Origin of the sequence: Alcaligenes aquatilis, from assembly GCF_003076515.1 — a bacterium.
Lineage (GTDB): Bacteria > Pseudomonadota > Gammaproteobacteria > Burkholderiales > Burkholderiaceae_B > Alcaligenes > Alcaligenes aquatilis.
The window spans coordinates 3,375,976-3,398,457 of record NZ_CP022390.1 but is presented as its reverse complement, the minus strand read 5'-3'; the positions used below and the strand labels follow the sequence as shown (position 1 = coordinate 3,398,457).

Sequence of the window (22,482 nt, the reverse complement as noted above, 5' to 3'; positions counted from 1 at the left end):
GTGACTTAGAACGCCAGTTGGCGCTCCCCTTGCTGGATAGTGACCCACTTCAGTTCCGTCATGTCCGCAATCGAGTAGCGGCCATTTTCCTTACCGTAGCCACTGTCCCTGAAGCCACCAAAAGGCGCGTTCGGATCATCATCAAAGGAATTGTCATTGATGTGAACCGAACCTGCCTCGATGCGTTCGGCAAAATCCATGGCCTTTTGCAGATCATTGGTCAGAATTGCGGAAGACAGGCCATAGGAAGTGTCATTGGCCATTTCCAGGGCATGCTCGTAGTCACGAGCCTTGTAGATGGCAGCCACAGGGCCAAAGGTCTCTTCGTAGTACAGGTTCATGTCGGGAGTGACATCGCACAAGGCGGTGGGCTGAATCACATTGCCTTCCCGGCCACCACCTGCCAGCAAAGTTGCGCCCTTGGAGACGGCATCCTGAATATGAGCCTGCACAAAATCGGCCTGTTCAGAACTGATCAACGGGCCAACGGCCGTTTTCGGCAAAGCGGGATCACCAGTAGGAATGCGGGCAACCTGCTTGGCAAAGGCTTCGCAGAACGCATCGTAAATGCCCTGCTCCACAATAATGCGCGAGTTCGCCATGCACACCTGGCCCTGGTTGAAATAAATGCCGAAAGCGGCGGAACGCACGGCGTAGTCCAGCGTGGCGTCGTCCAGCACCACCACCGGGCTTTTACCGCCCAACTCCAGCACAATACGCTTTTGATGACGGCCAGCCAGATCTGCCAGGATACGGCCCACACGAGCCGAACCCGTGAAGGTCACCAGCTTGACGCGCGGATCGGAGAACAAGGTATCACCCAAGGCTTCGTCCGTAGTCAGCAGCACAGTCAACACACCTGGGGGCAGGCCCGCTTCTTCCAGAATCTCTGCAAACATCAGCGCAGCCATAGGCGTGTGCGGCGAAGGCTTCAGAATGAAACTGTTGCCCGCAGCCAGTGCAGGAGCCAGTTTCTTGCCATTGAGCAACAGAGGTGCATTAAAAGGACCAATCCCGGCAACCACCCCCAAGGGGCGACGAATGCTCATGGAAATACGGCCAGGCAGGTCCGAAGGCATGGTTTCACCCCGAATATCGCGAGTCTGACCTGCGGCAATACGGAAGGTACTGACGATGTAATCGCACTCGAACATGGCCTTACCAAAGACGTTACCGCCCTCCTCAATCAGCACACGCACGATGTCGTCGCGGCGGCGTTCCACAATGTCGGCCGCACGGCACAAGATGGCTTCACGTTCACGGGCCAGCATCTTGCCCCAGACACGCTGTGCACGTTCTGCACTGGCCAGCGCTTCTTCAATATCCTGCTTGGTCGCAAGGAAAACACGTGCCAGCGCTTTGCCCGTGTAAGGATTCACCAGATCCTTATGCAACTGACCTTCTGATTGCCAGGCCTGTCCGTTGATGTAGGGGTAGATCTGCTTTAGCTGCTCTGTCATGACTGCTCCTTTCCTGTATTGTCTCCAGGTGCGCTTTGGGCACCCTTCATGGTTAAACCCGATAGCCACCGAGGTGCGCCATAGCTCACCATGCAGTACTGTCTTAGATACTATTCTTGAGCCGATTGCCTCTCTGTGTCGTGGACTGGGGCGCAGCCCAATCTGGACAATGACGCAGAAGACGGAAAAAACCGCATGAGCACGAACTATCACTGGGACACGCAGGCTTTGCCTCCCGGACAAAGCGCCAAGCTCTGGACCCAAGCCATTTCGCAGTCTTTCCAGCACGTGCAAACACAGTGTTACGGACAGAACTTTCGTGGCACCTTGCGCTCGCAACGCCTGGGGGAAGTGGCGATCAACCGGCTGACCGCGCAACCTTATCGGGTCAGCACGGGCAGGCCGCAAACGGACCAGCCCTGGTTGTTCTTGAATGTGCATCAGCAAGGCCACTGCCGCCTGATTCAGAACGGGCGCGAACAGTGGTTGCCGGCGGGCAGCTTAAGCTTGAATGTGGGCAACAGCCCCTTCACACTGGATTTTGTGGACGAGGTCACCATGACTACGCTGCGCTTGCCACTGGATGGGCTGCTGCCCTATACCGGCCCTTTGAATGATGTGGTCGCCCAGCCATTGGCCCCTGGCGCCAGCCTGCACTTGCTGGAGCACTATCTACAAGGCTTTTTGCTATCTGCCGACAGTTTGCGGGCAAATCAGCATAATCAGGCCTGGCGTTGCCTGCGCGACTTGCTGGTCATGAGCATTAACGAAAGACGCTCGGCCCCGCTTGATCCAAGCACGGCACGGTACGAAGATGCGCTGGCCTACCTGTCTGACCGGCTGAGCGATTCCACCTTGAATATTGCGGCCTTGTCCGAACACCTTGGCATGGCGCCGCGCACCACCCAGGCGCTGTTCAAAGCCAAGGGGACCACTTTTACCGCCCAATTGATGCAACTGCGGCTGGAAGCAGCCGCACAACTGCTGCGCCAGACACCATCCAGCACGGTGGCGCAAGTAGCATATTCAGTGGGTTTTTCGGATCTGTCCTACTTTCACCGCCAGTTTCGACGACGCTTTGATATCACGCCAGGCCATTTTTATGGTCATGGCCTGGAGTCGTGAAGCAGCGATCAAAAACAGATCAGGCGTGATCAGTGTGCTCAATGGCCGCTGAACCGCATACCGGGCATGCCGGGTCTTTGCGGAAACGTACGGTATGCCAATTCATATTGAAAGCATCCACACTTAACAAACGCCCCACCAAGGGCTCTCCGAAGCCACCTAACAGCTTCAAGGCCTCCACCGCCTGTGCGCTACCCACCATGCCCAACAAAGGCGACAGAACGCCTGTGGTGGCGCAGCGCAGTTCTTCGACATCATCGGCTTCGGGAAACAGACAGTGGTAGCAAGGAGCCTCGGGCTGACGCAAGTCATAGGTACTGACTTGGCCCGAAAAACGAATCGCCGCACCGGACACCAAAGGTTTACGCAGTGCCACGCAGGCACGGTTGATGGCATGGCGAGTGGCGAAGTTGTCGCAGCAATCCAGCACCAGGTCCACTTGCTGAACCCAATGCATCAAGCCCGCTTCGTCCAGACGTTGAACGACAGGCGTGACCTTCACTTCGGGATTGAGCTGCTCGATATGCAGCTTGGCGGACTCAACCTTGTCCCAGCCCAGGCGATCCGTGGTGTGAGCAATCTGACGCTGCAGATTGCTCAGTTCCACCTGGTCATCGTCCACCAGAATGATGGAGCCCACACCCGAAGCAGCCAAATAAGCCACCACGGGGGAACCCAGCCCCCCGGCTCCAACAACCAGGATGCGGGAAGCCAGAATCCGCTCCTGCGCTTCTACCCCGAATTCATCGAGCAGAATATGCCGCGCATAGCGCAGTAATTGCTGATCTTCCACGTCAAGAACCTGTGTTTACGGGTTTACCGGTTCGAGCCCCTTGGGGGTGATTCGGAACCGCTCAACGCTGGGTTGCTGATTCAGGGGACTTTTTTTTTCTGGCGACTCGGACTCTACTTCCTTTTCACGCTTGGCAGCCGCTTGCTTGGCCGCAGCTACTTTCGCTGGATCATTTTTGATCACAGGACGGCCAGCCAAATGATTCAGTGCCTGTTGCAACTGGAAGTCGTCGTCACCGCCAAATTCAAACATTTTGAACTCTGGGCTCATGCCCAGATCAGGCTGATCTGCTTCGGCGCTTTCGTCCACCTTGCTGTTGAGCAGGTGGCGCTTCAAGTCCACTTCACGCGGCAGACGGAACAAATTACCCTGAGCGGTATCGTCCACCACCACATCTGGCTGTACGCCCGTTACCTGAATGGACGTGCCGTTAGGCGTGTAGTACAGGGCAGTCGTCAGTTTCAGGCCCGACTCCTCGGACAGAGGAACAACACTTTGCACCGAGCCCTTGCCGAAGGTGCGGTTACCAATAATGGTGGCGCGTTTGTGGTCTTGCAACGCCCCGGCCACAATTTCCGATGCCGAGGCCGAACCTACGTTCACCAGAACCACAATCGGCACGTTCTTGAGCCAATCCAGCTTCTTCAGAACATCGGCGTCCGTATCCAGCTCGCCCAGTACGGATTGCATGGATTTAACGTAATACTCGCGATTGGACGAAGGAATGCGACCCTTGGTCGACACCACCAGGTCTCCCGAGTCCAGGAAGGCGGAAGACACGCCAATGGCGCTTTCCAGCAAACCACCGGGGTCGTTACGCAGATCAATTACCAAGCCTTTCGGTGCGCCCGGGCCTTTGTGGACTTCGGACAATTGCTTGATCAGATCCGCAGCCGTGCGTTCCTGGAACTGGGCAATGCGCACGTAGGCTACGTCATCAGCCAACATCTTGGAGCGCACGCTGCGCACCTTGATGACATCGCGCACCAGGTTGAATTCCAATGGCTTGTCGCGGCCAGCACGGCGTATCGTCAGCTTGATCGATGTTTTCGGCTCACCACGCATCTGTTTGACGGCATCGTTCAGGCTCAAATCCTTGGTGGGTTTGCCATTGATGTGCGTAATGATGTCGCCCGCCAGAATACCGGCGCGCGCGGCAGGCGTATCCTCAATAGGCGAGATGACTTTGGGCATCCCGTCCTCGCTGCCAATCTCAATGCCCAGGCCGCCAAAGCCGCCTTGAGTCATGGCTTCCATTTCCTTGAAAGCATCGGCATCCAGATAGGCCGAGTGGGGATCCAGATCGGTAAACAAACCTTTGATTGCGTTATTGACCAAGGTCTGATCCGTCAAAGGCTCCACATACGTGTTCTTGATGGCAGCGAACACATTGGCGAACTGCTGCAGTTCGCGCAAAGGCAATGGCTCGCCGCGTTGAGCGACCGCAGTAATGCCCAGGCTGATCAAAATACCGCCCACAGCACCTGCTGCCACTAGACCAATGCTGCCAATCCTTCGAGTGCTCATGCACATTCCCATTATTTTCAGATTCAAGACGGGGCCACCTCCCGGAGCTGACCCGACCATGCATTATAAGAGTAGCGTAAAGTGGCGACCAGCGTGAACTGGGCTGGAGTCGCTACCCGGCGCAACAAATGCGAGCAAAAGTAAACGCCAGAAAAAAAAGCGGCTCAGGAACCCAGCCAAACCTGCGGATTAATGGGCTTGCCTTGATGGCGCAACTCAAAGTACAGGCCGGGTTCAACCTGCCCGCCAGTGGCTCCCACCCGCGCAACAGGCTCTCCACGTCCCACAATATCGCCTACTTGCTTAAGCGTGCTCTGGTTATAGGCATAGACGCTTAAGTAATCACGACCATGATCGATAATCAGCAAATTACCAAAGCCGGTCATCCAGTTGGCAAAGACCACACGGCCCGGGGCCACCGCACGAACGGTGGTGCCTGCCTGTGCGCGCAACACAACGCCGCGCCAAACGCCACCATCGGGGCGCTCTGCCCCGAACTTGCCTTGCATTTCACCACGTACCGGATAAGGCAAACCACGTTTCAGACCCTGGAAGCCACCTTCTGGTTCCAAAGCTGGGGCAGAAACCTGCTCGGCAGGCTCTTCAACGACCTGAACTTCACGCACTTTTGGGGCGACCGGTTTGCTGATCGGTTCACTAGGCTCGGACGAAGCATCCAGACTATCTGACCATAAACGCTCGTTCGCAGTTGGCGGCGTATAGGTCAGCGGTGGCCGCGGAATGACGGGTTCTGGCTGTTGTGGCTCGGCAGGTTCCGGTTTGCTGCGTGGCAAGGCCGCAGGCAGAGGCGGTTGTGTGGCCCGAGCCCGCTCCAACAACTCCCGCTCGCGTTCCAGGCGCGCCTGTTCACGGTCAGCCTGCTCTTGCTGGGCTTTGCGCTGCAACTCTTGCTGACGTGCCAGCTCGGCTTTACGCGCTTGTTCTGCACGGCGCGCGGCTTCACGTCGGCGTTGTTCTTCAGCGCGACGGGCCAACTCAGCCTGTCGCGCAATTTCAGTTTCCAGACCGGAGATCAAATCCCCCAGCCGTTTGTCATTACTTTGCAGATTCGCAGCCTGACCACGCTGCCGTTCCAGTTCAGCGCTGATATCAGCCACCACCTTGGCCCGTTTTTCTTTCTGCTCTTCTAAGGCCACCTTTTGGGCAGCGGCTTCTGTGGCCAGCTTTTCCTGCTCTTTTTCACGCGCCGCAACCTGGGTCTGCAAGCGGTCCAGGCGCTCTACGGTGCGGCGTACCTTATGAACCTGTTCAGTCTGCTGACGCGAGACATAACCCAGATAATGCAGTTCGCGGTTAATGGCGTTGGGATCATCGCCCGACAGCAGGGCGGACCAAGGCGAGACGCCGTTGGCATATTGCGCGCGCAATTGCTCGGCCAGCTCCTGCTGACGTTGCTCTTTGATCACTTGCTGTTCGCTGATTTGTTTGCCCAGTGTGCCCAGTTGCTGGTGCAATTGCTCTTGCCGCTGCTCGATCTGAGCCAACGTGCGGTCGATATCGGAAATAGCCTGCTCGGATTCGCGCAAGGCATTGGCAGCATCACGACGCGAGCTTTCGCGGGTGTCGATCGACTTACGCAGCGATTCAATTTTCTGGCGCAGCTCTGCCTGCTGCTTTTGAGCCTGGGCCTGACGGGCAGCCAAGTCCGGATCCGCAGCCAGGGCCGGTAAGGCCCAGGCTGCCAGCAACAGGCAGACGCTGTAGCGCCACATTATTTACTGCGCCTTGCCCTGATTGGCAACGGCTTGCATCTGAGCCGCAATCGCTTCCTGGTCGCCCAGGTAGTAATGACGGATCGGACGCAAGTTTTCATCCAGCTCGTACACCAGAGGTTGGCCGGTAGGAATGTTCAGATGAACGATATCCTCGTCGGAGATTCCATCCAGATGCTTGATCAGCGCGCGCAGGCTGTTGCCGTGAGCCGTGACCAAAACGCGCCGGCCGGAGCGAATAGCAGGAGCGATGGACTCCTCCCAGAAAGGAACGACGCGGGCCACGGTGTCTTGCAGACACTCGGTGCGCGGCAGTTGATCGGCGGGTACACGGGCGTAGCGGGCATCAAAACGCGGGTTGCGTGGATCGTCCTCAGCCACTGGATCAGGAGCAATCGCGTAAGCACGACGCCAGACCAAGACTTGATCCTCTCCGTACTTTTGTGCGGTTTCGGCTTTATTTAAGCCTTGTAAAGCACCATAATGGCGTTCGTTCAGGCGCCAGCTCAAACCCACGGGGGTGTGCATGGCGTCCATCGAATCCAGGGCGATCCACAAGGTACGGATAGCGCGCTTGAGGACCGAAGCGAAAGCCAGGTCGAACTCAAAACCGTTTTCTTTAAGCAGTTCACCGGCCTGCTTTGCCTGTTGACGCCCGGTTTCGGTAAGATCGACATCGGTCCAGCCAGTAAACCGGTTCTCCAGGTTCCACTGGCTTTCGCCGTGCCGCATCAGTACAAGTTTATACATGGTAAAAACAGCCTCGAGGTTGAAAAATTGGCGCCACTCTATAATCGTGTGATCTTGCCCTTTTTTCTTGCTTTTCTTGGTAATCAACAGGATTTAACGTGGACTTCATCTTAAGTCAGAACAATCTTCTAATTTTAGCAATTGCGGTGCTTGCCGGCATTATGCTGTTAATACCCAGCTTTTTCAAAGGCCGTGCGGGACGCGCAGTTTCAAGCTCGGAAGCGGTACAAATGGTAAACCAGAAAGACGCCATTTTGATTGATCTGCGCAGTGCCGATCAGTTCAAGGCCGGGGCAATTGCACAATCTCGCAACATTCCTGCGGCTGACCTTGACGCCAAGGCCGGCACGCTGCCCAAAGACAAGCCCGTCATTCTGGTGTGCGATACCGGGCGCAGCGCCCCGCGCAGCGTGGCCGTCCTGCGCAAGCACGGCATCACCGAAGCCTACACACTGCAAGGCGGCATCCAAGGCTGGCTGCAGTCCAGTCTGCCCGTCAAAAAATCGTAAGCTCCCCCTTCTACGAGGCTCTCATGGCAAAAGTCACGATGTACTCCACAATGGTGTGCCCTTATTGTGTGCGCGCTGAAATGCTGCTCAAGCAACGCGGCGTCACTGAAATCAATAAAATCATGATTGATCGTGAACCCGAACAGCGCGCTCTCATGATGGAGCGCACCGGTCGGCGTACCGTTCCCCAAATCTACATTGGCGACACCCATGTAGGTGGCTACGATGATCTGGCCGCTTTGGACCGCGAAGGTGGCCTGCTGCCTCTGCTGGCTGCCTGATTTTTTTTCTAACAATTTTTTTACCCCATAGGATCACCCATGGCCGACCAGAACACCCCAGCCGCTGAACAAGAAGCTCAACAACCCAGCTTCAGCCTGCAGCGCACCTACATCAAAGACCTGTCCATCGAAATGCCCAATGCGCCCCAGATCTTTCTGGAGCAAGAGGCCCCTTCCGTGGAAGTGTCCATCAATGTGGGTGGCCAACGTCTGGCTGACACAGTCTACGAAAGCACCGTCACCGCTACGGTGACCACTCGCATTGGCGACAAGGTCATGTACCTGGTGGAAGCCACCCAAGCCGGTATCTTCGAAGCTGCCAACATTCCTGAAGAACAGCTCGAACCCTTGCTGGGCATTGTGTGCCCCACCATGCTGTACCCCTACTTGCGCGCTGCCATGGCTGACGCCATCAACCGCACTTCCCTGCCTGCCCTGCACCTGACTGAAGTGAACTTCCAGTCCCTGTACGAGCAGCGCCTGGCGCAGCAACAAGGTGCCGACCAAGCTGACGGCCAGCCTTTGCAGGCCTGATGATGTCAAGCGCGCACACTCCTGTTCGTGTCGCAGTCCTGGGCGCCGGCAGTTGGGGAACGGCACTGGCCGCCCTGGCCAGCACCCAGGCTCCCACGATGGTGTGGGCGCGCAAGGCAGCAACAGCACAAGCTATCGGGCAGGAGCATCGTAACCCTGCCTACCTGCCTGATGTCGTGCTGCCCGACTCGTTGCAGGCTAGCGACAGCCTGCAGCAAGTCATGGAGTTTGCCCTGGCTGATGACACCGGCCCTGCCCTGCTGATTCTGGGCGTGCCTGTACGTGGTCTGGCGCAAACCTGTGTGGATTTGGCGCAGTACCTGCCTGCCACACGCCGCCACCCCGTCTTGCTGGTCTGGACGTGTAAAGGTTTCCATCAGGAAAGCGGCTTGTTACCCCACCAGATTGTGCGTGAAAACCTGCCCGACCATCCTTGGTTAGGCCGTGCCGTCCTCTCTGGCCCCTCGTTCGCCCTGGAAGTGGCCAAAGGCCTGCCTGTTGCCCTGACACTGGCTTGCGAACCTGCTGATATGGCTGGCATTGCCCTGGAGGCCTTGCATGGCAAACAAGCGCGTCTTTACACCAGCACCGACATGATCGGCGTGGAAGTGGGCGGCGCTGTCAAAAACATCATGGCCATTGCCTGTGGCATTGCCGACGCACTGGGCCTGGGCCACAACGCCCGTGCTGCCCTGATTACCCGAGGTCTGGCTGAAATGCAGCGCCTGGGTGTTGCGCTGGGCGGACAAGCAGAGACTTTTTCCGGGCTGGCAGGTCTGGGAGATCTGGTCCTGACAGCCACGGGCGAATTGTCCCGCAACCGCCAGGTGGGACTGGCGCTGGGTGCCGGTCAAAGCCTGGACAGCATCCTGGCCACCGGCATCACCGCTGAAGGAGTGCGCTGTGCTCGTTCGGTTCTGGAAATGGGCCGGGCGCACAAGATTGAACTGCCGATTACCTCAGCGGTCTGTCAAATCCTGTTTGAGCAGTTGCCTCCAAGCGAAGCGGTCCACGCCTTGTTAACCCGCGAGGCCAAGCCAGAAGGCCACTGATACCGTCCGCCTGCCGATCTGGCATCCTACCCACGCGGTCAGACCTGCGGTCAACCGTCTCTTACTCAAAATCAAAACAATGTCATTGCTTGCTCGTTCTCGTGATCTTCTAATCCGCTCCGTTCTGGGGCTGGCCTGCACTGGTTTGCTGGCACCCTCGGCTCTGGCCCAATCCAGTTGGCCCGAGCGTCCCATTCAAATGGTAGTGCCCTTCCCAGCCGGCTCCTCGCCTGACGCGCTGGCCCGTGCCATTTCCGAGCCCCTGTCTCAAGCATTGGGCCAAACGGTGATTGTTGACAACCGTCCTGGCGCAGGTGGCAATATCGGCACACGCTTTGTGGCACATGCCAAACCCGACGGCTACACCCTGCTGCTAACCATCAATGGCCCCATGGTGACGGCCCCCACCCTGTACAAGAGCTCGCTGGGTTACGACCCGCTGAAAGACTTACAGGCTATCTCCATGATTGGCACCAGCCCGAACGTACTGATCGTTCCTGCTGACTCACCCGCCAACACAGTAGAAGAATTCATCGCCCTGGCGAAATCTCAGCCCGGCGAATTGAACTACGGTTCGGTGGGCCCCGGGAGCTCAGCCCACCTGGCTATGGCCATGCTGGAACATGCTGTTGACATCAAGCTGGAACAAATCCCCTACTCGGGCTTCCCACAAATCCTGACCGCCATTATTGGTGGTGACATTGACGCTGCCTTCATGGTGCCGGGCATTGCCATGCCCCAGGTTGAGGCCGGCAAAGTGAAAGCCCTGGCCGTGACATCCCTGCAACCCAGCGAACTGTTACCCGGTCTGAAGACCATGACACAAGCCGGTTTGGCAAACTTCGAGGCTATCTCGTGGGATGCTTTCTTCGTCCCCCACAACACCTCGGATGATGTGGTCAAACGCCTGAACCAGGAAATTACAACGATCTTGCAACGCGAGGATATCAAGGCCAAATTGAACGCCTTTTACTTCTCATCCGAGCCCTCCACACCGCAAGCGCTGACGGACAAAATCATTGCCGACAAAGCCCGTTGGGATGAAGTGATTGAACGTCTGAATCTATCGTTGGAATAACACTGGTAACGGGATTCAAAAAAAAACGGCCCTGCGAACTCATCGTTTGCAGGGCCGTTTGCTTTGAAACTTTCAACGGAAAACCGATACGCATAAATCAGCGTTTTTCGTGACAAGCATCCGCTTGTTTAAACACCACCTTCATAACCCGCTTGCCGCCAGGCCTCAAAAACGCAAATCGCCACGGCATTGGACAAGTTCAAGCTGCGTTGCCCCGTCAACATGGGCAGACGAATTCGTTGTTCGTTGGGAAACAGCTCTAGTTGTTCTGCAGACAAGCCTGCAGTTTCACGGCCAAACACAAACACATCACCTGGCTGAAAGCATTGCTCGGCCAGCAAATGGCTGCCGCGTGTGGTCAGGGCAAACGCACGATCAGGCGCAGAGCCCGTGGCCTGCAAGGCTTCTTCCAGGCTGTCATGTACCTTCACCTGCGCCCACTCGTGATAATCCAGCCCGGCACGACGCAGTTTGCTGTCTTCCAGCTCAAAACCCAAGGGCCGCACCAAATGCAGGACACAACCCGTATTAGCCGCCAGTCGAATGACGTTACCCGTGTTGGGGGGGATCTCGGGCGAAACCAGGACGATATGAAACATGAAAAACCTAAAAAGTGCAGAAAAGAATGCCGAAAAAGCCGCGCATCAGCGGCGCAGTATACAGGGCTAGGGGAGCTTCAATTTCCAGGGGGCACGGGCAGCAACCAAGGCATAAACTGACCGTGCACCAGCCACCCGGCAAGCTCGCGCCAGCGCATCCAAGGTCGCTCCGGTGGTGAGCACATCATCCACCAGCAGCACGTCCCCCCCTTGCAGCGGCTCCAGCACCCTAAAAGCGCCTCGCATGGCCTGCCTGCGAGCCTGTCGTCCCAAAAACTTCTGGGCTTGTTCAAGCCGTGGCTGCGCCACGACAATATGCAAACGGGCTGACAAGCCCAAAGCATGCGCCACACGCTTGGCCAACACAGCGGCAGGATTGAAACCACGACGGCGCAAAGCACGACGTTGCGAGGGCACTGGAATTACCCGACAATCCGGCCCCAGCCCAGGACCGTAACGGTGCCATTGCTGCACCATCAGCTCAGCCAGTACCGCCGCCATTTCCAGCCGACGGGAAATTTTAAACGCATGTATCAACATATCGCCAGGATGTTCATAGTCAAATCCGGCAACCGTCGCTTGCAGGGACAATTGCCCTGCTCCGCAATCCGGACAGGCCAACAAGGCCAAGGGTGGCAACGCCAAGGCGCAACGCGGACAGCGTAAATCCTGGGCAGGTGTTGCCAGCGCATGTCGGCAAAAACGGCACAGTGCGCCGCTTTGTGAACGTAATCCACACAACACACACGGTCGTGCCAGCAATGGAATCCCTACAAGGCGATGGGGCGACTCGCGCCGAAACAGGGGATGCGCCATAATAGATCATTACCTTTGAGAGTCAGGCTGATCCGATCACAGCACATCCCGCTGAGCCAGGCCAGCAACGTCCGCGCAACTATGTCCCAGTTACCATCTTTACCAATCAACTCCGCCCACGTAGAGCAGCAATTCAATCGCCGCGCTCCTCTGGATCACGCTCAGTTTCTTTATGGTGAAGTCGCGCAACGGATGTTGTCACGGCTGGCCCTGGTACGTTTGCAACCCACTCATATTCTGGATGCTGGCTGTGGCGCCAGCCACGCACTGGAGCCCCTGCGCTCTCGCTACCCGGACATGAGCTATACCGGTCTGGATCGCAGCGCCAAGCTACTAGAGGTCGCCCGAGAGCGTTACCAATCCAAACCCAGCCTGTGGCAAAAACTGCGTAATCAGCCCACACCGGCAGCTAACTGGGTTCAGGCCGATATGGCCCATAGTGGCCTGCCCGCAGAAAGCCAGGAGCTGGTCTGGTCAAATATGGCGTTGCACTGGCATCCGGAACCGCATCGGGTTCTGGCCGAATGGAACCGTCTGCTAAAACCCGAAACGCTGGTCATGTTCTCCTGCCTGGGCCCCGGCTCTTTTTCCGAGCTGCGCAGCGCCATGGAACAAGCCGATTTAGGCACCAAAACGCTGGAATTCGTGGACATGCACGACTTTGGCGACCTGCTTCTGGAAAACGGCTTTGCTGACCCTGTGATGGATCAAGAAGTCGTGACCCTGACCTATCGCAGCGCTGAAAAACTGCTGGATGATTTGCGTCTGTTGGGCGGCAATCCACACCCTCAACGCAAGGCCAGCTTGAGCACGCTGCCCTGGCGTCAACGCCTGCTCAATGCGCTGGAAAAACAGCGCCATATGGATGGCACTTTGCATCTAAGCCTGGAAATTGCCTACGGACACGCCTGGCGCGCCCGCAGCCGTCGCAGCACCTTGGGCGAGGTCAGCGTGCCAATCTCCACAATCAGCCGCCGCCCCAAACCCCAGGAATAAATTCCGCTACCAGGCATATTCCAGTAGCACCCCATCTATTTCAGACCTTCTCTGACAAAGAAAAGGTTTAGGGGTACACTTTTGCGGTTGGCCAAGCTGGCTAACTATGTTCTCAGGGCGGGGTGCAAGTCCCCACCGGCGGTAATGGCACTAGCCTAGCCCGCGAGCGCCTGACCTGTGGTCAGGGACAGCAGACCCGGTGTGATTCCGGGGCCGACGGTATAGTCCGGATAAAGAGAGAACGGGATATCCTCAACGACCTGTACAGGACTCATCCTGCTATGGGCTTGAGCTATCCTGCTTCCTGCATGCCCTGTTTTTGTTGTCATAAAACAGGAAACCAACATGAACAGCATTACCCCAGCCAATCTTCTGGCTCCCCGTATCGCCTTTATTCAAGCTTGCTGGCACAAGGACATTGTGGATCAGGCCCGCCTGGGTTTTATCGACGAAGTCAAAGCCATGGGCCACGACAGCAGCTTGGTCGACTTCTTTGAAGTGGGCGGCGCCTTTGAAATCCCGCTGCATGCACAACGTCTGGCCCAATCAGGTCAGTATGCTGCTGTTGTGGCAGCGGGTCTGGTCGTGGATGGCGGTATCTATCGCCACGACTTTGTGGCTACCGCTGTGATCCAAGGCTTGATGCAAGTCCAGCTCAGCACCAACGTGCCTGTGTTTTCAGTCGTGCTGACTCCGCACCATTTCCATGATGGCAAAGAGCACCACGATTACTTCCATCGTCACTTTGTGATCAAGGGCCAGGAAGCAGCCCGTACGTGCCTGGATACCGTGAGCAAGTTGCAGGTGCTGCCTGCGGCATCCGTCGCCGCTGTCTAAACGGCAAGGCGGCCTGAAGAGGCCGCCTCAATCCCTAACCCCTTGGGCTGCTTTACCCGCAGCGCCAAGGCTGGCCAGAAGCTTGCTGGCCATGCATTTGGTAACTACTGTATCAAGACTGGTTACGCTTGCGCGACGAGTCTATCCCCAACTGTTTAAGCTTGCGGTATAAGTGGGTACGCTCCAGCCCGGTACGCTCCGATACCCGCGTCATGCTGTGATTCTCGCGGCGCAGATGATATTCAAAATAAATGCGCTCGAATTCGTCACGCGCTTCGCGCAATGGCAAATCCAAGGAGATGCTGCCTAGCTGGGACTCGTCCTGTTCTACTTCAGGCACGGCCATGGCAGGCGCCATGCCAGGAACCATTGTCGTGGCCTCTGGGCGACGATCACCACCTTGAACCACCGGGCGGGCCGCGGCAGCCAGCGCTTTGGGAGCCACAGTACGCTCCAGACCCGAAGCTACGGTCTTGAGCAAGCGCTGCATGGTGATGGGTTTTTCCAGGAAGTCCACTGCACCAATGCGGGTTGCTTCCACTGCGGTATCCACCGTGGCGTGGCCGCTCATCATGACCACAGGCATATCCAGCAAGCCTTGAGATGCCCACTCCTTGAGCAGGCTGACACCGTCAGTGTCTGGCATCCAGATATCCAGCAAGACCAGATCGGGACGGCCCCGCAAGCGTGCCTCGCGAGCCTGGGCGGCATTTTCTGCCAATTGCACGGTGTGCCCTTCGTCGTAAAGAATTTCCGACAAAAGTTCCCGAATGCCGATTTCGTCATCAACTACCAGAATTCTGGCCATAAAACGTCACCTACGTGATTTTTACGCATTATCGTTTGCTCGCCGCCCAGAGTCCAGACGAATATGCTGGCCAGCAAGCCGGGTAAAGAGGATGGAAATGCGAGCCCCCCCCTCACGACGATTGGAAACATCGATTCTGCCGCCGTGCTCCTCGATGATTTTCTTAACTATAGCAAGTCCCAGACCCGTGCCGGTGGGCTTGGTGGTTACGTATGGCTCAAAAACGCGCACCAGCATCTGAGGATCAAAACCAGGCCCGTTATCTGACACCACAAAACTGACCGCACCAGAAGAATCGGAACCTTCTACGCCCGCAATCATGGTTTTAACAAATACATGCGCCTGGTCAAGTGATTGATCCTGGGCTGCCGCTTCACGCGCATTGGCCAGCAGATTATGAATAACCTGACGCAGCTGCGTGGGATCTCCTTGCACCATCGGCAAATCAGGATCCAGCTCCACATCAATCGCCACACTATAACCATCGTCCCGGACCATGCCTTCCTCCGGGTCCCAACCATATAAGGTCAGCACTTCGGTAATCAGCTCGTTCAGATTCAGCGCTTGCATCTGGGTAGCGGGTTTACGGGCATACTCACGGAAATCTTCCACCATCTTTTTCAGCGAACTGACCTGGTTGACGATGGTATTGGTATAGCGCAGCAACATGGCAGCATGGACTTCGTCCAACTGCGACTCCAGTTTCATGGCCAGACGTTCGGCAGACAACTGAATCGGTGTTAAGGGGTTCTTGATCTCGTGTGCCAGACGTCGAGCCACCTCGCTCCAGGCCACCAGACGGCTGGCGGAAATCACGTCGGTAATATCGTCAAACACCACCAGATATCCGGTTGGCTGACCATCTACACGCAACAAAGTACCACGAGCCAAAACGGTGACGATAGTATCACGCGCTTCATTACCTTCTTTCATTTCCAATTCAAACTGCTGCTGCCAGTAAGGATGGTCTGAACCCATCGCCTGATGCGTGGAAAAAGCCTCACGAATCACGGAAGCAAAAGTCAGCGCCCCTTCCAGCGTTTCCAGCGGACGACCTTTAATAGAGCGCAAGTCCACCTGCAAAATGCGCTGCGCCCCCTGGTTGAACATGGTGACGCGGAACATCTCATCAAAAGCCAGCACACCACTGGACAGGTTGCTGAGCACCGACTCCAGGTACATATTGGAGCGCTCCAGCTGCAGACGATTTTTCTCGACCATGCGGCGCGCTTCATCCAGCTGTCGGGTCATGGCATTGAAAGAGCGCGTCAACTGGCCAACTTCATCCTTGGCGGGCGGCTCAGGCAAAGCCCGGTAATCCCCTACCCCTACCGCTTGCGTCCCGGCGGCCAACGTCAACAATGGACGGGTAAGGCGACGCGACAAAGCCAAGGCCGCTGCCACAGCCGTAAACACCGCCAGAATCAAGGCCAGCGTCAGCGTAATACCGTAGAGCTTGCGCAAGCCCTGACGAGACAAGGCCAGCTCCTGATAGTCCCGAAACCCTTGCTGTACCTGATTGGCATTACGTGCAATCTTGTCCGGCACAGGCTGAATCACCTGCAGCCAGCGCGAGTCAGCCGTACCGCTCAAGGTTGCTGCAAAACGGTTGGGATCGGCTAGCGGCAAAACCGTACGCAAACGCAAACCGGTCGATTCTGCCGGCACTCCGCCCTCATCCAGACCATTGTCACGCACTGGAGCATCATCATCCACCTCGGCTGCAGAGTAACGACCCGAAATACGCAACTGATTCATTACGCTGGACGGCGGCATGTCCGGCAGCAAGGTGTCATAACGAGCTGACGAAAAGGCGATCAAACGGCCATTGCCGGAGAACACCATCGCCTCAGTGACACCACTGTTCTCGCGCAAGGAAATCAGCAGGCTGCTGTACTGCGCGCTATCTGCCTTGTTCAGCGCCGACACCATTTCATTGGCACGGCCTTCCAGCTCATTGAGCTGTGAATCCAAGGCGGCACGGCCCAGGCTCAAACCCGACTCCAGCGCCGTATCCACCCGCACGTTGAACCAGGACTCGATCGAGCGCGACATGAACTGCACCGAGAGCAGATAAATCAAGGCACCCGGAATAATGCCGATCAAGGTGAAGTAAAAGGCAAAACGCGCCGTCATGCGGGCACCAAACTGACGTCGACGTATTTGCCTGAACAGACGAATCGTCAGTAACAGCACCCAGGAAATCAGGGTGGCGGCCAATACGCCATTGAGCACCAGCAGCAAGTCATACTGCTGCGCGTAGCGCGAAGCATTGCCGGTAGACCAGACAAGAAGTGAAAACAGCGCCAACGCACTGACACCCGCTCCAAACAGAGCGGTGCGCAAGATCCAGCGGATCAAGGTTGGGGCTCGTCGACGGAGACGGAAAAGGAAAAGGTTTTCCATGGGGTAGCCAGTGTCCAGGCAGAACTATTGATGGCATCCACTTGAAACGGACGAGCCAGCAAAGAGGTATCCAGGCGCAGACGCACACGACCTTGGTATTCCTGGTCGCGGTCCAGATCCGCCACATACGCCACGGCCCAGCCGCGGATATGCCGCAGCATGGCCAATGCGTCATTCATGGAGGATTCGGGTAAAGACAGGTCACCAGTGCCCACGCGCCACTGACGGGTCAGGGCGTTGTACACAACCCGCCAAGTCTGTTGTTCTTTAACAACGTTTTTATCAAACCAATACCAGCGGGGTTGGGCCAGCTCCACTTCAGCCGTGAAATACAGCGGCACCCCTTTCTCGGCAGCAGTGCGCAATTCCTGGCTTAGCTCAAACTCGATATCAGCATCGATATACAGTTTTTCGTCCCGGATATGAGGCTCGACCTTGACGACCCGCTCTCCCGACGTAGCGACCGGCACCATGGTATTGGCCGAGCTTAGTGCGCAGTTGAAAATCAGCAGAAAAGACAGAAAAACGCGCCACATCGTGATTAACCGCAAAAAGGACAAAGTCAGAGCCCTAATTGTGACAAGTCAAACCGGGCGCGTAAACAAGGCGTAGAAAAAACCGTCGCCATCTGCCAGCGATCGTCCCGCAACACCGGGCAAAATCTGGCCGGGAGAATCCAAAAGCTGCGCCTCAGGGTGACGGGCCAAAAACGCCTCCACCTGCTGCTCCCCTTCTGCCGGGAAAATCGAGCAGGTCGAATACAGGAAATGCCCGCCGGGCCGCAATGTGGACCACAAGGCATCCAGTATAGAGCTTTGCAAACGCGCGGTATCGGCAATATCCGACTCGCGGCGCAACCAGCGAATATCGGGGTGACGACGCACAATACCTGAAGCGGTACAAGGCACATCCGCCAAAATGGCATCAAAGGGCTGACCATCCCACCACTGCGCAGGACGGGCAGCATCACCCCGTTTGAGCTGAACCTTATCGCTTTCCAGGTCTAGACGACGCAGGTTGTGGCCGACACGCTCCAGACGCTCGCCATCGGAGTCCAGAGCCAGCAAGGACACGTCCGCCTGTTCCAGCAAATGAGCGGTCTTGCCACCTGGGGCCGCGCACGCATCCAGCACGCGCATGCCATCCTGAACCGGCAAGAGCAAACCCGCTTGCTGAGCCGACCAATCCTGCACCGACCACCAGCCCAGATCAAAACCAGGAATCGCTTGAACCGGCATGGCCTTGTCCAAGGTAACGGCTCCCGCACCTGGGCTGCTGGACGCAATACCTGCTTCGGTCAGCACCGCCTGCAAACGCTCCACCGAGCAACGACGCTGATTCACGCGTAAGGTCAAAGGACCAGGGCGATTCGCAGCTTGTAGCAACGCTTCCCAGTCACGCGGGTAAGCGCGACGCAATTCCTTGACCCACCAGCCAGGATGATTCCAGCGTGCTTCGGGTCGGCTCTCTACCTGAGACAAGATCATCTTGCGCTCACGCGTAAAGCGACGCAGCACCCCGTTCACCAAACCCTTGGACAAACGCAGTGCGGCCTGACTGTCCGCCGCCCGCACGGCCTGATCCACCACCGTATGCACGGCATAGACCGGCACATCCGGGCGCTCTTCAAAGGCCGTGGCATCCTCTTGAACACGCATGGCCGTATCCAGCAAGGCCAGCGACACCATTAACAAGGCGTCCAGCCAGGTATTGCTGGGTTGCCGAGGCACCAGCGTGATACGAATCTGACGGGCATGACCCAGACGGCGCAAAACATGAAAGCTGATCGATTGCACGGCTCCACGGGCAGAAGCTGGCGTGGCCGCCAGACTTTCAGTCAGGGACTTACCTGCCAGCACGCCTTCAATATTGCGCGCGCTCAGCAGCATGACTTCGGACAGGGGCAAAGAGGGGGAAAGAGGGGTGTCGGACACAGAACAACCGCTAGAAAAGAAAAATATGACTGCGACTGTAGCACTATTTACCGCATAAACCGGGCTCAAACGCACAAGATCCGCACGCATCCGGGCATGGGACGGTAAAATCAAGCCTATTTCCCAATTTCGAGCCCTCAAGCTCCAGAAGGACCCTCTATGAGCGCCCCCAAAGTCGGATTCGTGAGCCTGGGTTGTCCCAAGGCCCTGGTCGATTCCGAACGAATTCTTACCCAGCTGCGTACCGACGGCTATCAGATCACCCCCAGCTACGACAATGCGGATGTGGTGGTGGTCAATACCTGTGGCTTTATCGACAGCGCCAAGGCCGAATCGCTGGAAGCGATCGGCGAGGCACTGGCTGAGAATGGCCGCGTCATTGTCACCGGCTGCATGGGTGTGGACGAAGGCCTGATTCGTGATGTGCACCCTTCCGTGCTGTCCGTCAGCGGCCCCCAGCAATACGAGCAGGTACTACGCGCCGTGCGTGAAGCCGCGCCGCCCTCGCTGGATCACAATCCCTATATTGATCTGGTGCCCCCGCAAGGCATTAAGCTGACCCCGCGTCACTACGCTTACTTGAAGATTTCCGAAGGCTGTAACCACAGCTGCAGCTTCTGTATTATTCCGTCCATGCGCGGCAAGCTCGTCAGCCGTCCTGTCGGTGATGTCCTGGGCGAGGCCGAGCGCCTGGTCAAGGCCGGCGTCAAAGAACTGTTGGTGATCTCGCAGGACACCAGCGCCTACGGCGTGGACATCCGCCAGCGTACCGGCTTCTGGAATGGCCGCCCCGTCAAGAGCAGCATGCTGGACTTGAGCGCGGCCCTGTCCGAACTAGGTGCCTGGGTACGCCTGCATTACGTCTACCCGTACCCTCATGTGGACAATATCATTCCGCTGATGGCCGAAGGCAAAGTGCTGCCTTACCTGGATATTCCGTTCCAGCACGCCAGCCCTTCCGTGTTGCGCGCCATGAAGCGCCCTGCTTTTGAAGACCGCACCCTGTCGCGCATCAAGCAATGGCGTCAAGACTGCCCGGATCTGACCATCCGCTCCACCTTCATCGTGGGTTTCCCCGGCGAGACCGAGGAAGACTTCCAATACCTGCTGGACTGGATGACCGAAGCCCAACTGGATCGCGTCGGCTGTTTCCAGTACTCCCCCGTGGAAGGCGCTTCCGCCAACAAGCTCGATGGCATCGTCCCTGATGAAGTCAAACAAGAGCGTTGGGAGCGTTTCATGGAGCATCAACAAGCCATCTCCACCGCTCGTCTGGCCGCCAAAGTGGGACGCGAAATGGACGTGCTGATTGATGAGATCGACGAAGACGGCGATGCCGTTGGCCGCTCCAGCGCCGACGCCCCCGAAATTGACGGCAACGTCTTCATCACCAGCGAACAAAAACTGGAACCCGGCCAAATGGTGCGCGTGCGCATTACGGATTCCAGTGAATATGACTTGTTTGGTGAACAGATCTAAGCACTGGCTAGTCCGGATGGCCTGATCAAGCCAGTGAGGTCACAATGACCACACTGGCTTTTATACGCAAGCCCCTCATTAACTTCCCTGCCCACTTGCTTTCTGCCCATCCGCCTCATCCAGGCATAGGCAGCCCAGCACATTACCCAAGGATCTTTCATGCCTATCTACCAATTAGATCAACACGCCCCACAAATCGACAACAGCAGCTTTGTTGCCGCAGAGGCCACCCTGATTGGCAAGGTTGTATTGAAAGAAAACACTAGCGTCTGGCCCGGCGCCGTTATCCGTGGCGATAACGAAACCATTACCGTAGGTGTAGGTTCGAACGTGCAAGAAGGTGCCGTACTGCACACCGACCCGGGCTACCCTCTGGATATTGGCGAGCACGTTACCATCGGCCACCAGGCCATGCTGCACGGCTGTACCATCGGTGAAGGCTCGTTGATCGGCATTCAGGCCGTGGTGTTGAACGGCGCCGTCATCGGTCGTGATAGCCTGGTCGGTGCTGGGGCACTGGTCACTGAAGGCAAAGTCTTCCCCGAGCGCAGCCTGATCATCGGATCACCCGCCAAAGCCGTGCGTACCCTGAGCGACGAAGACATTGCCAAGCTGCGCCAAAACGCCAGTATCTACGCCAAACGCGGTGGCCACTACAAAACGGCCTTGAAACGCATTGATTAACTCCTTCTTTTCAACTTGCTTTTAACTGGAAAGACCAATGGTCAAAACCATTCTTGTCACTGGCGGTACCGGCTTTATCGGCTCTCACACCTGTGTGGAGTTGATTGCACACGGTTATCAGGTTCTGATCTTAGACAACTTGAGCAATAGCCAAAAAAGTGTCTTGGATGCCATCGAGAAAATCACGGGTACTCAAGCCGGTTTCATCGAAGGCGATATTCGGGATCGAACCTTGCTGGACACGATTTTTCAGCAACACAAGATTGCAGCAGTTATCCATTTTGCAGGTTTGAAAGCAGTGGGCGAGTCAGTCGCCCAACCGCTCAAGTACTACGATAACAACATCACCGGCACGCTGACTCTATTGCAAGCCATGCAGCAAGCCCATGTGCGCAACCTCGTGTTTTCGTCCTCTGCCACGGTCTACGGTGACCCTCAGCAGTTGCCTATTCCAGAAACACATCCGCTATCTGCCACCAATACGTATGGCCACACCAAGCTAGTACTGGAACAAGCAATGGGTAATCTCTATCAAAGCGAAGCGGGCTGGCGGATTGGCTTGCTACGTTACTTCAATCCGGTAGGTGCCCACGAGTCCGGACTGATTGGTGAAGCCCCCCAAGGCATTCCCAATAATCTGATGCCCTACATCGCTCAGGTTGCGACTGGGCAACGTGAACAAGTACAAGTGTTCGGCCACGACTACGACACAGCTGACGGCACGGGTGTACGGGACTACATCCATGTCACTGACCTGGCCAAAGGCCATGTTGCCGCCCTGGAATACCTAGAAGCCAAGGACAGCGAACTGCTGACTGTCAACTTGGGTACAGGCCAAGGCTATTCAGTACTTGAGATGATCGCCGCCTTCGCCCGCAGCTGTGGACGCTCTATCCCCTATTCGCTCGTCCCCCGACGTCCTGGCGACATTGCTGCATGCTGGGCCGATACCCAAAAAGCCCGCGAAACCCTGGGTTGGGAAGCAAAAAAAGGAATCCAGGAAATGTGCGACGATGCTTGGCGCTGGCAATCCGGCCAGTCCTGATCTCTGCCACTCCTGCCATCGCCGTTGGCGATGGCA

The 22,482-nt window shown here is 56.8% G+C and carries 22 protein-coding genes and 1 riboswitch; of the genes, 11 read left to right on the top strand and 11 right to left on the bottom strand.

What is annotated here, in order from left to right; genetic code table 11:
* Positions 1 to 5 precede the first annotated feature (5 nt).
* Positions 6 to 1,460, bottom strand: a complete 1,455-nt coding sequence (locus CA948_RS15560; protein WP_108728486.1) for an aldehyde dehydrogenase family protein — start codon at positions 1,458 to 1,460, stop codon at positions 6 to 8.
* Between the two features lie 195 nt (positions 1,461 to 1,655).
* Between CA948_RS15560 and CA948_RS15555 the strand changes: the two genes are divergently transcribed.
* Complete coding sequence (locus tag CA948_RS15555; RefSeq protein WP_108728485.1) at positions 1,656 to 2,585, top strand: AraC family transcriptional regulator; 930 nt, start codon at positions 1,656 to 1,658, stop codon at positions 2,583 to 2,585.
* A 19-nt stretch (positions 2,586 to 2,604) separates the two neighbouring features.
* On the opposite strand, the gene CA948_RS15550 is transcribed toward CA948_RS15555, so the two are convergent.
* The 4 genes from CA948_RS15550 to gpmA all read right to left on the bottom strand — a co-directional run bounded on the left by CA948_RS15550 (position 2,605) and on the right by gpmA (position 7,388).
* A complete protein-coding gene (locus CA948_RS15550; protein ID WP_108728484.1) occupies positions 2,605 to 3,378 on the bottom strand; it encodes a HesA/MoeB/ThiF family protein in 774 nt (257 codons plus the stop codon).
* Positions 3,379 to 3,393: 15 nt separating this feature from the next.
* Entirely contained in the window at positions 3,394 to 4,905 is a 1,512-nt protein-coding gene (locus tag CA948_RS15545; protein ID WP_162496916.1) for a S41 family peptidase, read from the bottom strand.
* 164 nt (positions 4,906 to 5,069) lie between these two features.
* The gene (locus CA948_RS15540) at positions 5,070 to 6,638 is read right to left on the bottom strand and encodes a murein hydrolase activator EnvC family protein (RefSeq protein ID WP_108728482.1); all 1,569 of its coding nucleotides are present in this window, start codon (positions 6,636 to 6,638) and stop codon (positions 5,070 to 5,072) included.
* A 3-nt stretch (positions 6,639 to 6,641) separates the two neighbouring features.
* The gene (gpmA, locus tag CA948_RS15535) at positions 6,642 to 7,388 is read right to left on the bottom strand and encodes a 2,3-diphosphoglycerate-dependent phosphoglycerate mutase (RefSeq protein ID WP_094198442.1); all 747 of its coding nucleotides are present in this window, start codon (positions 7,386 to 7,388) and stop codon (positions 6,642 to 6,644) included.
* Between the two features lie 230 nt (positions 7,389 to 7,618).
* Between gpmA and CA948_RS15530 the strand changes: the two genes are divergently transcribed.
* From CA948_RS15530 to CA948_RS15510, 5 genes are all read left to right on the top strand, one after another.
* Complete coding sequence (locus tag CA948_RS15530) at positions 7,619 to 7,897, top strand: rhodanese-like domain-containing protein (RefSeq protein WP_238988611.1); 279 nt, start codon at positions 7,619 to 7,621, stop codon at positions 7,895 to 7,897.
* A 23-nt stretch (positions 7,898 to 7,920) separates the two neighbouring features.
* The gene (gene grxC, locus CA948_RS15525) at positions 7,921 to 8,178 is read left to right on the top strand and encodes a glutaredoxin 3 (RefSeq protein WP_009458616.1); all 258 of its coding nucleotides are present in this window, start codon (positions 7,921 to 7,923) and stop codon (positions 8,176 to 8,178) included.
* A 39-nt stretch (positions 8,179 to 8,217) separates the two neighbouring features.
* Positions 8,218 to 8,712, top strand: coding sequence for a protein-export chaperone SecB (gene secB / locus CA948_RS15520; protein WP_108728481.1), 495 nt, complete (start codon positions 8,218 to 8,220; stop codon positions 8,710 to 8,712).
* A complete protein-coding gene (locus CA948_RS15515; RefSeq protein ID WP_108728480.1) occupies positions 8,712 to 9,764 on the top strand; it encodes an NAD(P)H-dependent glycerol-3-phosphate dehydrogenase in 1,053 nt (350 codons plus the stop codon). The genes secB and CA948_RS15515 overlap by 1 nt, the downstream gene beginning before the upstream one ends.
* A gap of 79 nt (positions 9,765 to 9,843) precedes the next feature.
* Positions 9,844 to 10,842, top strand: coding sequence for a Bug family tripartite tricarboxylate transporter substrate binding protein (locus CA948_RS15510; RefSeq protein WP_108728479.1), 999 nt, complete (start codon positions 9,844 to 9,846; stop codon positions 10,840 to 10,842).
* A 128-nt stretch (positions 10,843 to 10,970) separates the two neighbouring features.
* On the opposite strand, the gene CA948_RS15505 is transcribed toward CA948_RS15510, so the two are convergent.
* On the bottom strand, positions 10,971 to 11,441 hold the full coding sequence (locus CA948_RS15505; RefSeq protein ID WP_108728478.1) for a tRNA (cytidine(34)-2'-O)-methyltransferase: 471 nt from the start codon (positions 11,439 to 11,441) through the stop codon (positions 10,971 to 10,973).
* 66 nt (positions 11,442 to 11,507) lie between these two features.
* A complete protein-coding gene (locus tag CA948_RS15500; RefSeq protein ID WP_094197875.1) occupies positions 11,508 to 12,257 on the bottom strand; it encodes a ComF family protein in 750 nt (249 codons plus the stop codon).
* A gap of 81 nt (positions 12,258 to 12,338) precedes the next feature.
* Here CA948_RS15500 and CA948_RS15495 point away from each other — a divergent pair, with 81 nt between their 5' ends.
* Positions 12,339 to 13,253 carry a methyltransferase domain-containing protein gene (locus CA948_RS15495; protein ID WP_108728477.1) on the top strand — a complete coding sequence of 305 codons (915 nt, stop codon included), beginning with the start codon at positions 12,339 to 12,341 and terminating at the stop codon, positions 13,251 to 13,253.
* Positions 13,254 to 13,357: 104 nt separating this feature from the next.
* Positions 13,358 to 13,500: riboswitch (FMN riboswitch) on the top strand.
* 98 nt (positions 13,501 to 13,598) lie between these two features.
* Positions 13,599 to 14,090: a 6,7-dimethyl-8-ribityllumazine synthase gene (locus CA948_RS15490; RefSeq protein WP_094197877.1), complete on the top strand. Its 492-nt coding sequence runs from the start codon at positions 13,599 to 13,601 to the stop codon at positions 14,088 to 14,090.
* A 112-nt stretch (positions 14,091 to 14,202) separates the two neighbouring features.
* On the opposite strand, the gene CA948_RS15485 is transcribed toward CA948_RS15490, so the two are convergent.
* From CA948_RS15485 to rsmB, 4 genes are read right to left on the bottom strand one after another with little or no spacing between them, the layout of a single operon-like run.
* Positions 14,203 to 14,898 carry a response regulator gene (locus CA948_RS15485; protein ID WP_108728476.1) on the bottom strand — a complete coding sequence of 232 codons (696 nt, stop codon included), beginning with the start codon at positions 14,896 to 14,898 and terminating at the stop codon, positions 14,203 to 14,205.
* 21 nt (positions 14,899 to 14,919) lie between these two features.
* Entirely contained in the window at positions 14,920 to 17,256 is a 2,337-nt protein-coding gene (locus CA948_RS15480; protein ID WP_203226784.1) for a sensor histidine kinase, read from the bottom strand.
* Positions 17,256 to 17,840, bottom strand: a complete 585-nt coding sequence (locus tag CA948_RS15475; RefSeq protein WP_108728474.1) for a DUF4390 domain-containing protein — start codon at positions 17,838 to 17,840, stop codon at positions 17,256 to 17,258. The genes CA948_RS15480 and CA948_RS15475 overlap by 1 nt, the downstream gene beginning before the upstream one ends.
* A 48-nt stretch (positions 17,841 to 17,888) precedes the next feature.
* The gene (gene rsmB, locus CA948_RS15470) at positions 17,889 to 19,193 is read right to left on the bottom strand and encodes a 16S rRNA (cytosine(967)-C(5))-methyltransferase RsmB (protein ID WP_108728792.1); all 1,305 of its coding nucleotides are present in this window, start codon (positions 19,191 to 19,193) and stop codon (positions 17,889 to 17,891) included.
* A gap of 204 nt (positions 19,194 to 19,397) precedes the next feature.
* Between rsmB and rimO the strand changes: the two genes are divergently transcribed.
* The 3 genes from rimO to galE all read left to right on the top strand — a co-directional run bounded on the left by rimO (position 19,398) and on the right by galE (position 22,446).
* Positions 19,398 to 20,717 carry a 30S ribosomal protein S12 methylthiotransferase RimO gene (gene rimO, locus CA948_RS15465; protein ID WP_094197881.1) on the top strand — a complete coding sequence of 440 codons (1,320 nt, stop codon included), beginning with the start codon at positions 19,398 to 19,400 and terminating at the stop codon, positions 20,715 to 20,717.
* Positions 20,718 to 20,876: 159 nt separating this feature from the next.
* A complete protein-coding gene (locus CA948_RS15460; protein WP_108728473.1) occupies positions 20,877 to 21,401 on the top strand; it encodes a gamma carbonic anhydrase family protein in 525 nt (174 codons plus the stop codon).
* Positions 21,402 to 21,438: 37 nt separating this feature from the next.
* Positions 21,439 to 22,446, top strand: coding sequence for a UDP-glucose 4-epimerase GalE (gene galE, locus CA948_RS15455; RefSeq protein ID WP_108728472.1), 1,008 nt, complete (start codon positions 21,439 to 21,441; stop codon positions 22,444 to 22,446).
* Positions 22,447 to 22,482 lie beyond the last annotated feature (36 nt).

What these genes read in the sequence shown, in the direction of transcription:
- CA948_RS15560 (WP_108728486.1), bottom strand. Translation starts at nt 1,460, where the DNA reads ATGACAGAGCAGCTAAAGCAGATCTACCCCTACATCAACGGACAGGCC.
- CA948_RS15555 (WP_108728485.1), top strand. Translation starts at nt 1,656, where the DNA reads ATGAGCACGAACTATCACTGGGACACGCAGGCTTTGCCTCCCGGACAA.
- CA948_RS15545 (WP_162496916.1), bottom strand. Translation starts at nt 4,905, where the DNA reads ATGAGCACTCGAAGGATTGGCAGCATTGGTCTAGTGGCAGCAGGTGCT.
- CA948_RS15540 (WP_108728482.1), bottom strand. Translation starts at nt 6,638, where the DNA reads ATGTGGCGCTACAGCGTCTGCCTGTTGCTGGCAGCCTGGGCCTTACCG.
- gpmA (WP_094198442.1), bottom strand. Translation starts at nt 7,388, where the DNA reads ATGTATAAACTTGTACTGATGCGGCACGGCGAAAGCCAGTGGAACCTG.
- CA948_RS15530 (WP_238988611.1), top strand. Translation starts at nt 7,619, where the DNA reads ATGGTAAACCAGAAAGACGCCATTTTGATTGATCTGCGCAGTGCCGAT.
- grxC (WP_009458616.1), top strand. Translation starts at nt 7,921, where the DNA reads ATGGCAAAAGTCACGATGTACTCCACAATGGTGTGCCCTTATTGTGTG.
- secB (WP_108728481.1), top strand. Translation starts at nt 8,218, where the DNA reads ATGGCCGACCAGAACACCCCAGCCGCTGAACAAGAAGCTCAACAACCC.
- CA948_RS15515 (WP_108728480.1), top strand. Translation starts at nt 8,712, where the DNA reads ATGATGTCAAGCGCGCACACTCCTGTTCGTGTCGCAGTCCTGGGCGCC.
- CA948_RS15510 (WP_108728479.1), top strand. Translation starts at nt 9,844, where the DNA reads ATGTCATTGCTTGCTCGTTCTCGTGATCTTCTAATCCGCTCCGTTCTG.
- CA948_RS15505 (WP_108728478.1), bottom strand. Translation starts at nt 11,441, where the DNA reads ATGTTTCATATCGTCCTGGTTTCGCCCGAGATCCCCCCCAACACGGGT.
- CA948_RS15500 (WP_094197875.1), bottom strand. Translation starts at nt 12,257, where the DNA reads ATGGCGCATCCCCTGTTTCGGCGCGAGTCGCCCCATCGCCTTGTAGGG.
- CA948_RS15495 (WP_108728477.1), top strand. Translation starts at nt 12,339, where the DNA reads ATGTCCCAGTTACCATCTTTACCAATCAACTCCGCCCACGTAGAGCAG.
- CA948_RS15490 (WP_094197877.1), top strand. Translation starts at nt 13,599, where the DNA reads ATGAACAGCATTACCCCAGCCAATCTTCTGGCTCCCCGTATCGCCTTT.
- CA948_RS15485 (WP_108728476.1), bottom strand. Translation starts at nt 14,898, where the DNA reads ATGGCCAGAATTCTGGTAGTTGATGACGAAATCGGCATTCGGGAACTT.
- CA948_RS15475 (WP_108728474.1), bottom strand. Translation starts at nt 17,840, where the DNA reads ATGTGGCGCGTTTTTCTGTCTTTTCTGCTGATTTTCAACTGCGCACTA.
- rsmB (WP_108728792.1), bottom strand. Translation starts at nt 19,193, where the DNA reads ATGCTGCTGAGCGCGCGCAATATTGAAGGCGTGCTGGCAGGTAAGTCC.
- rimO (WP_094197881.1), top strand. Translation starts at nt 19,398, where the DNA reads ATGAGCGCCCCCAAAGTCGGATTCGTGAGCCTGGGTTGTCCCAAGGCC.
- CA948_RS15460 (WP_108728473.1), top strand. Translation starts at nt 20,877, where the DNA reads ATGCCTATCTACCAATTAGATCAACACGCCCCACAAATCGACAACAGC.
- galE (WP_108728472.1), top strand. Translation starts at nt 21,439, where the DNA reads ATGGTCAAAACCATTCTTGTCACTGGCGGTACCGGCTTTATCGGCTCT.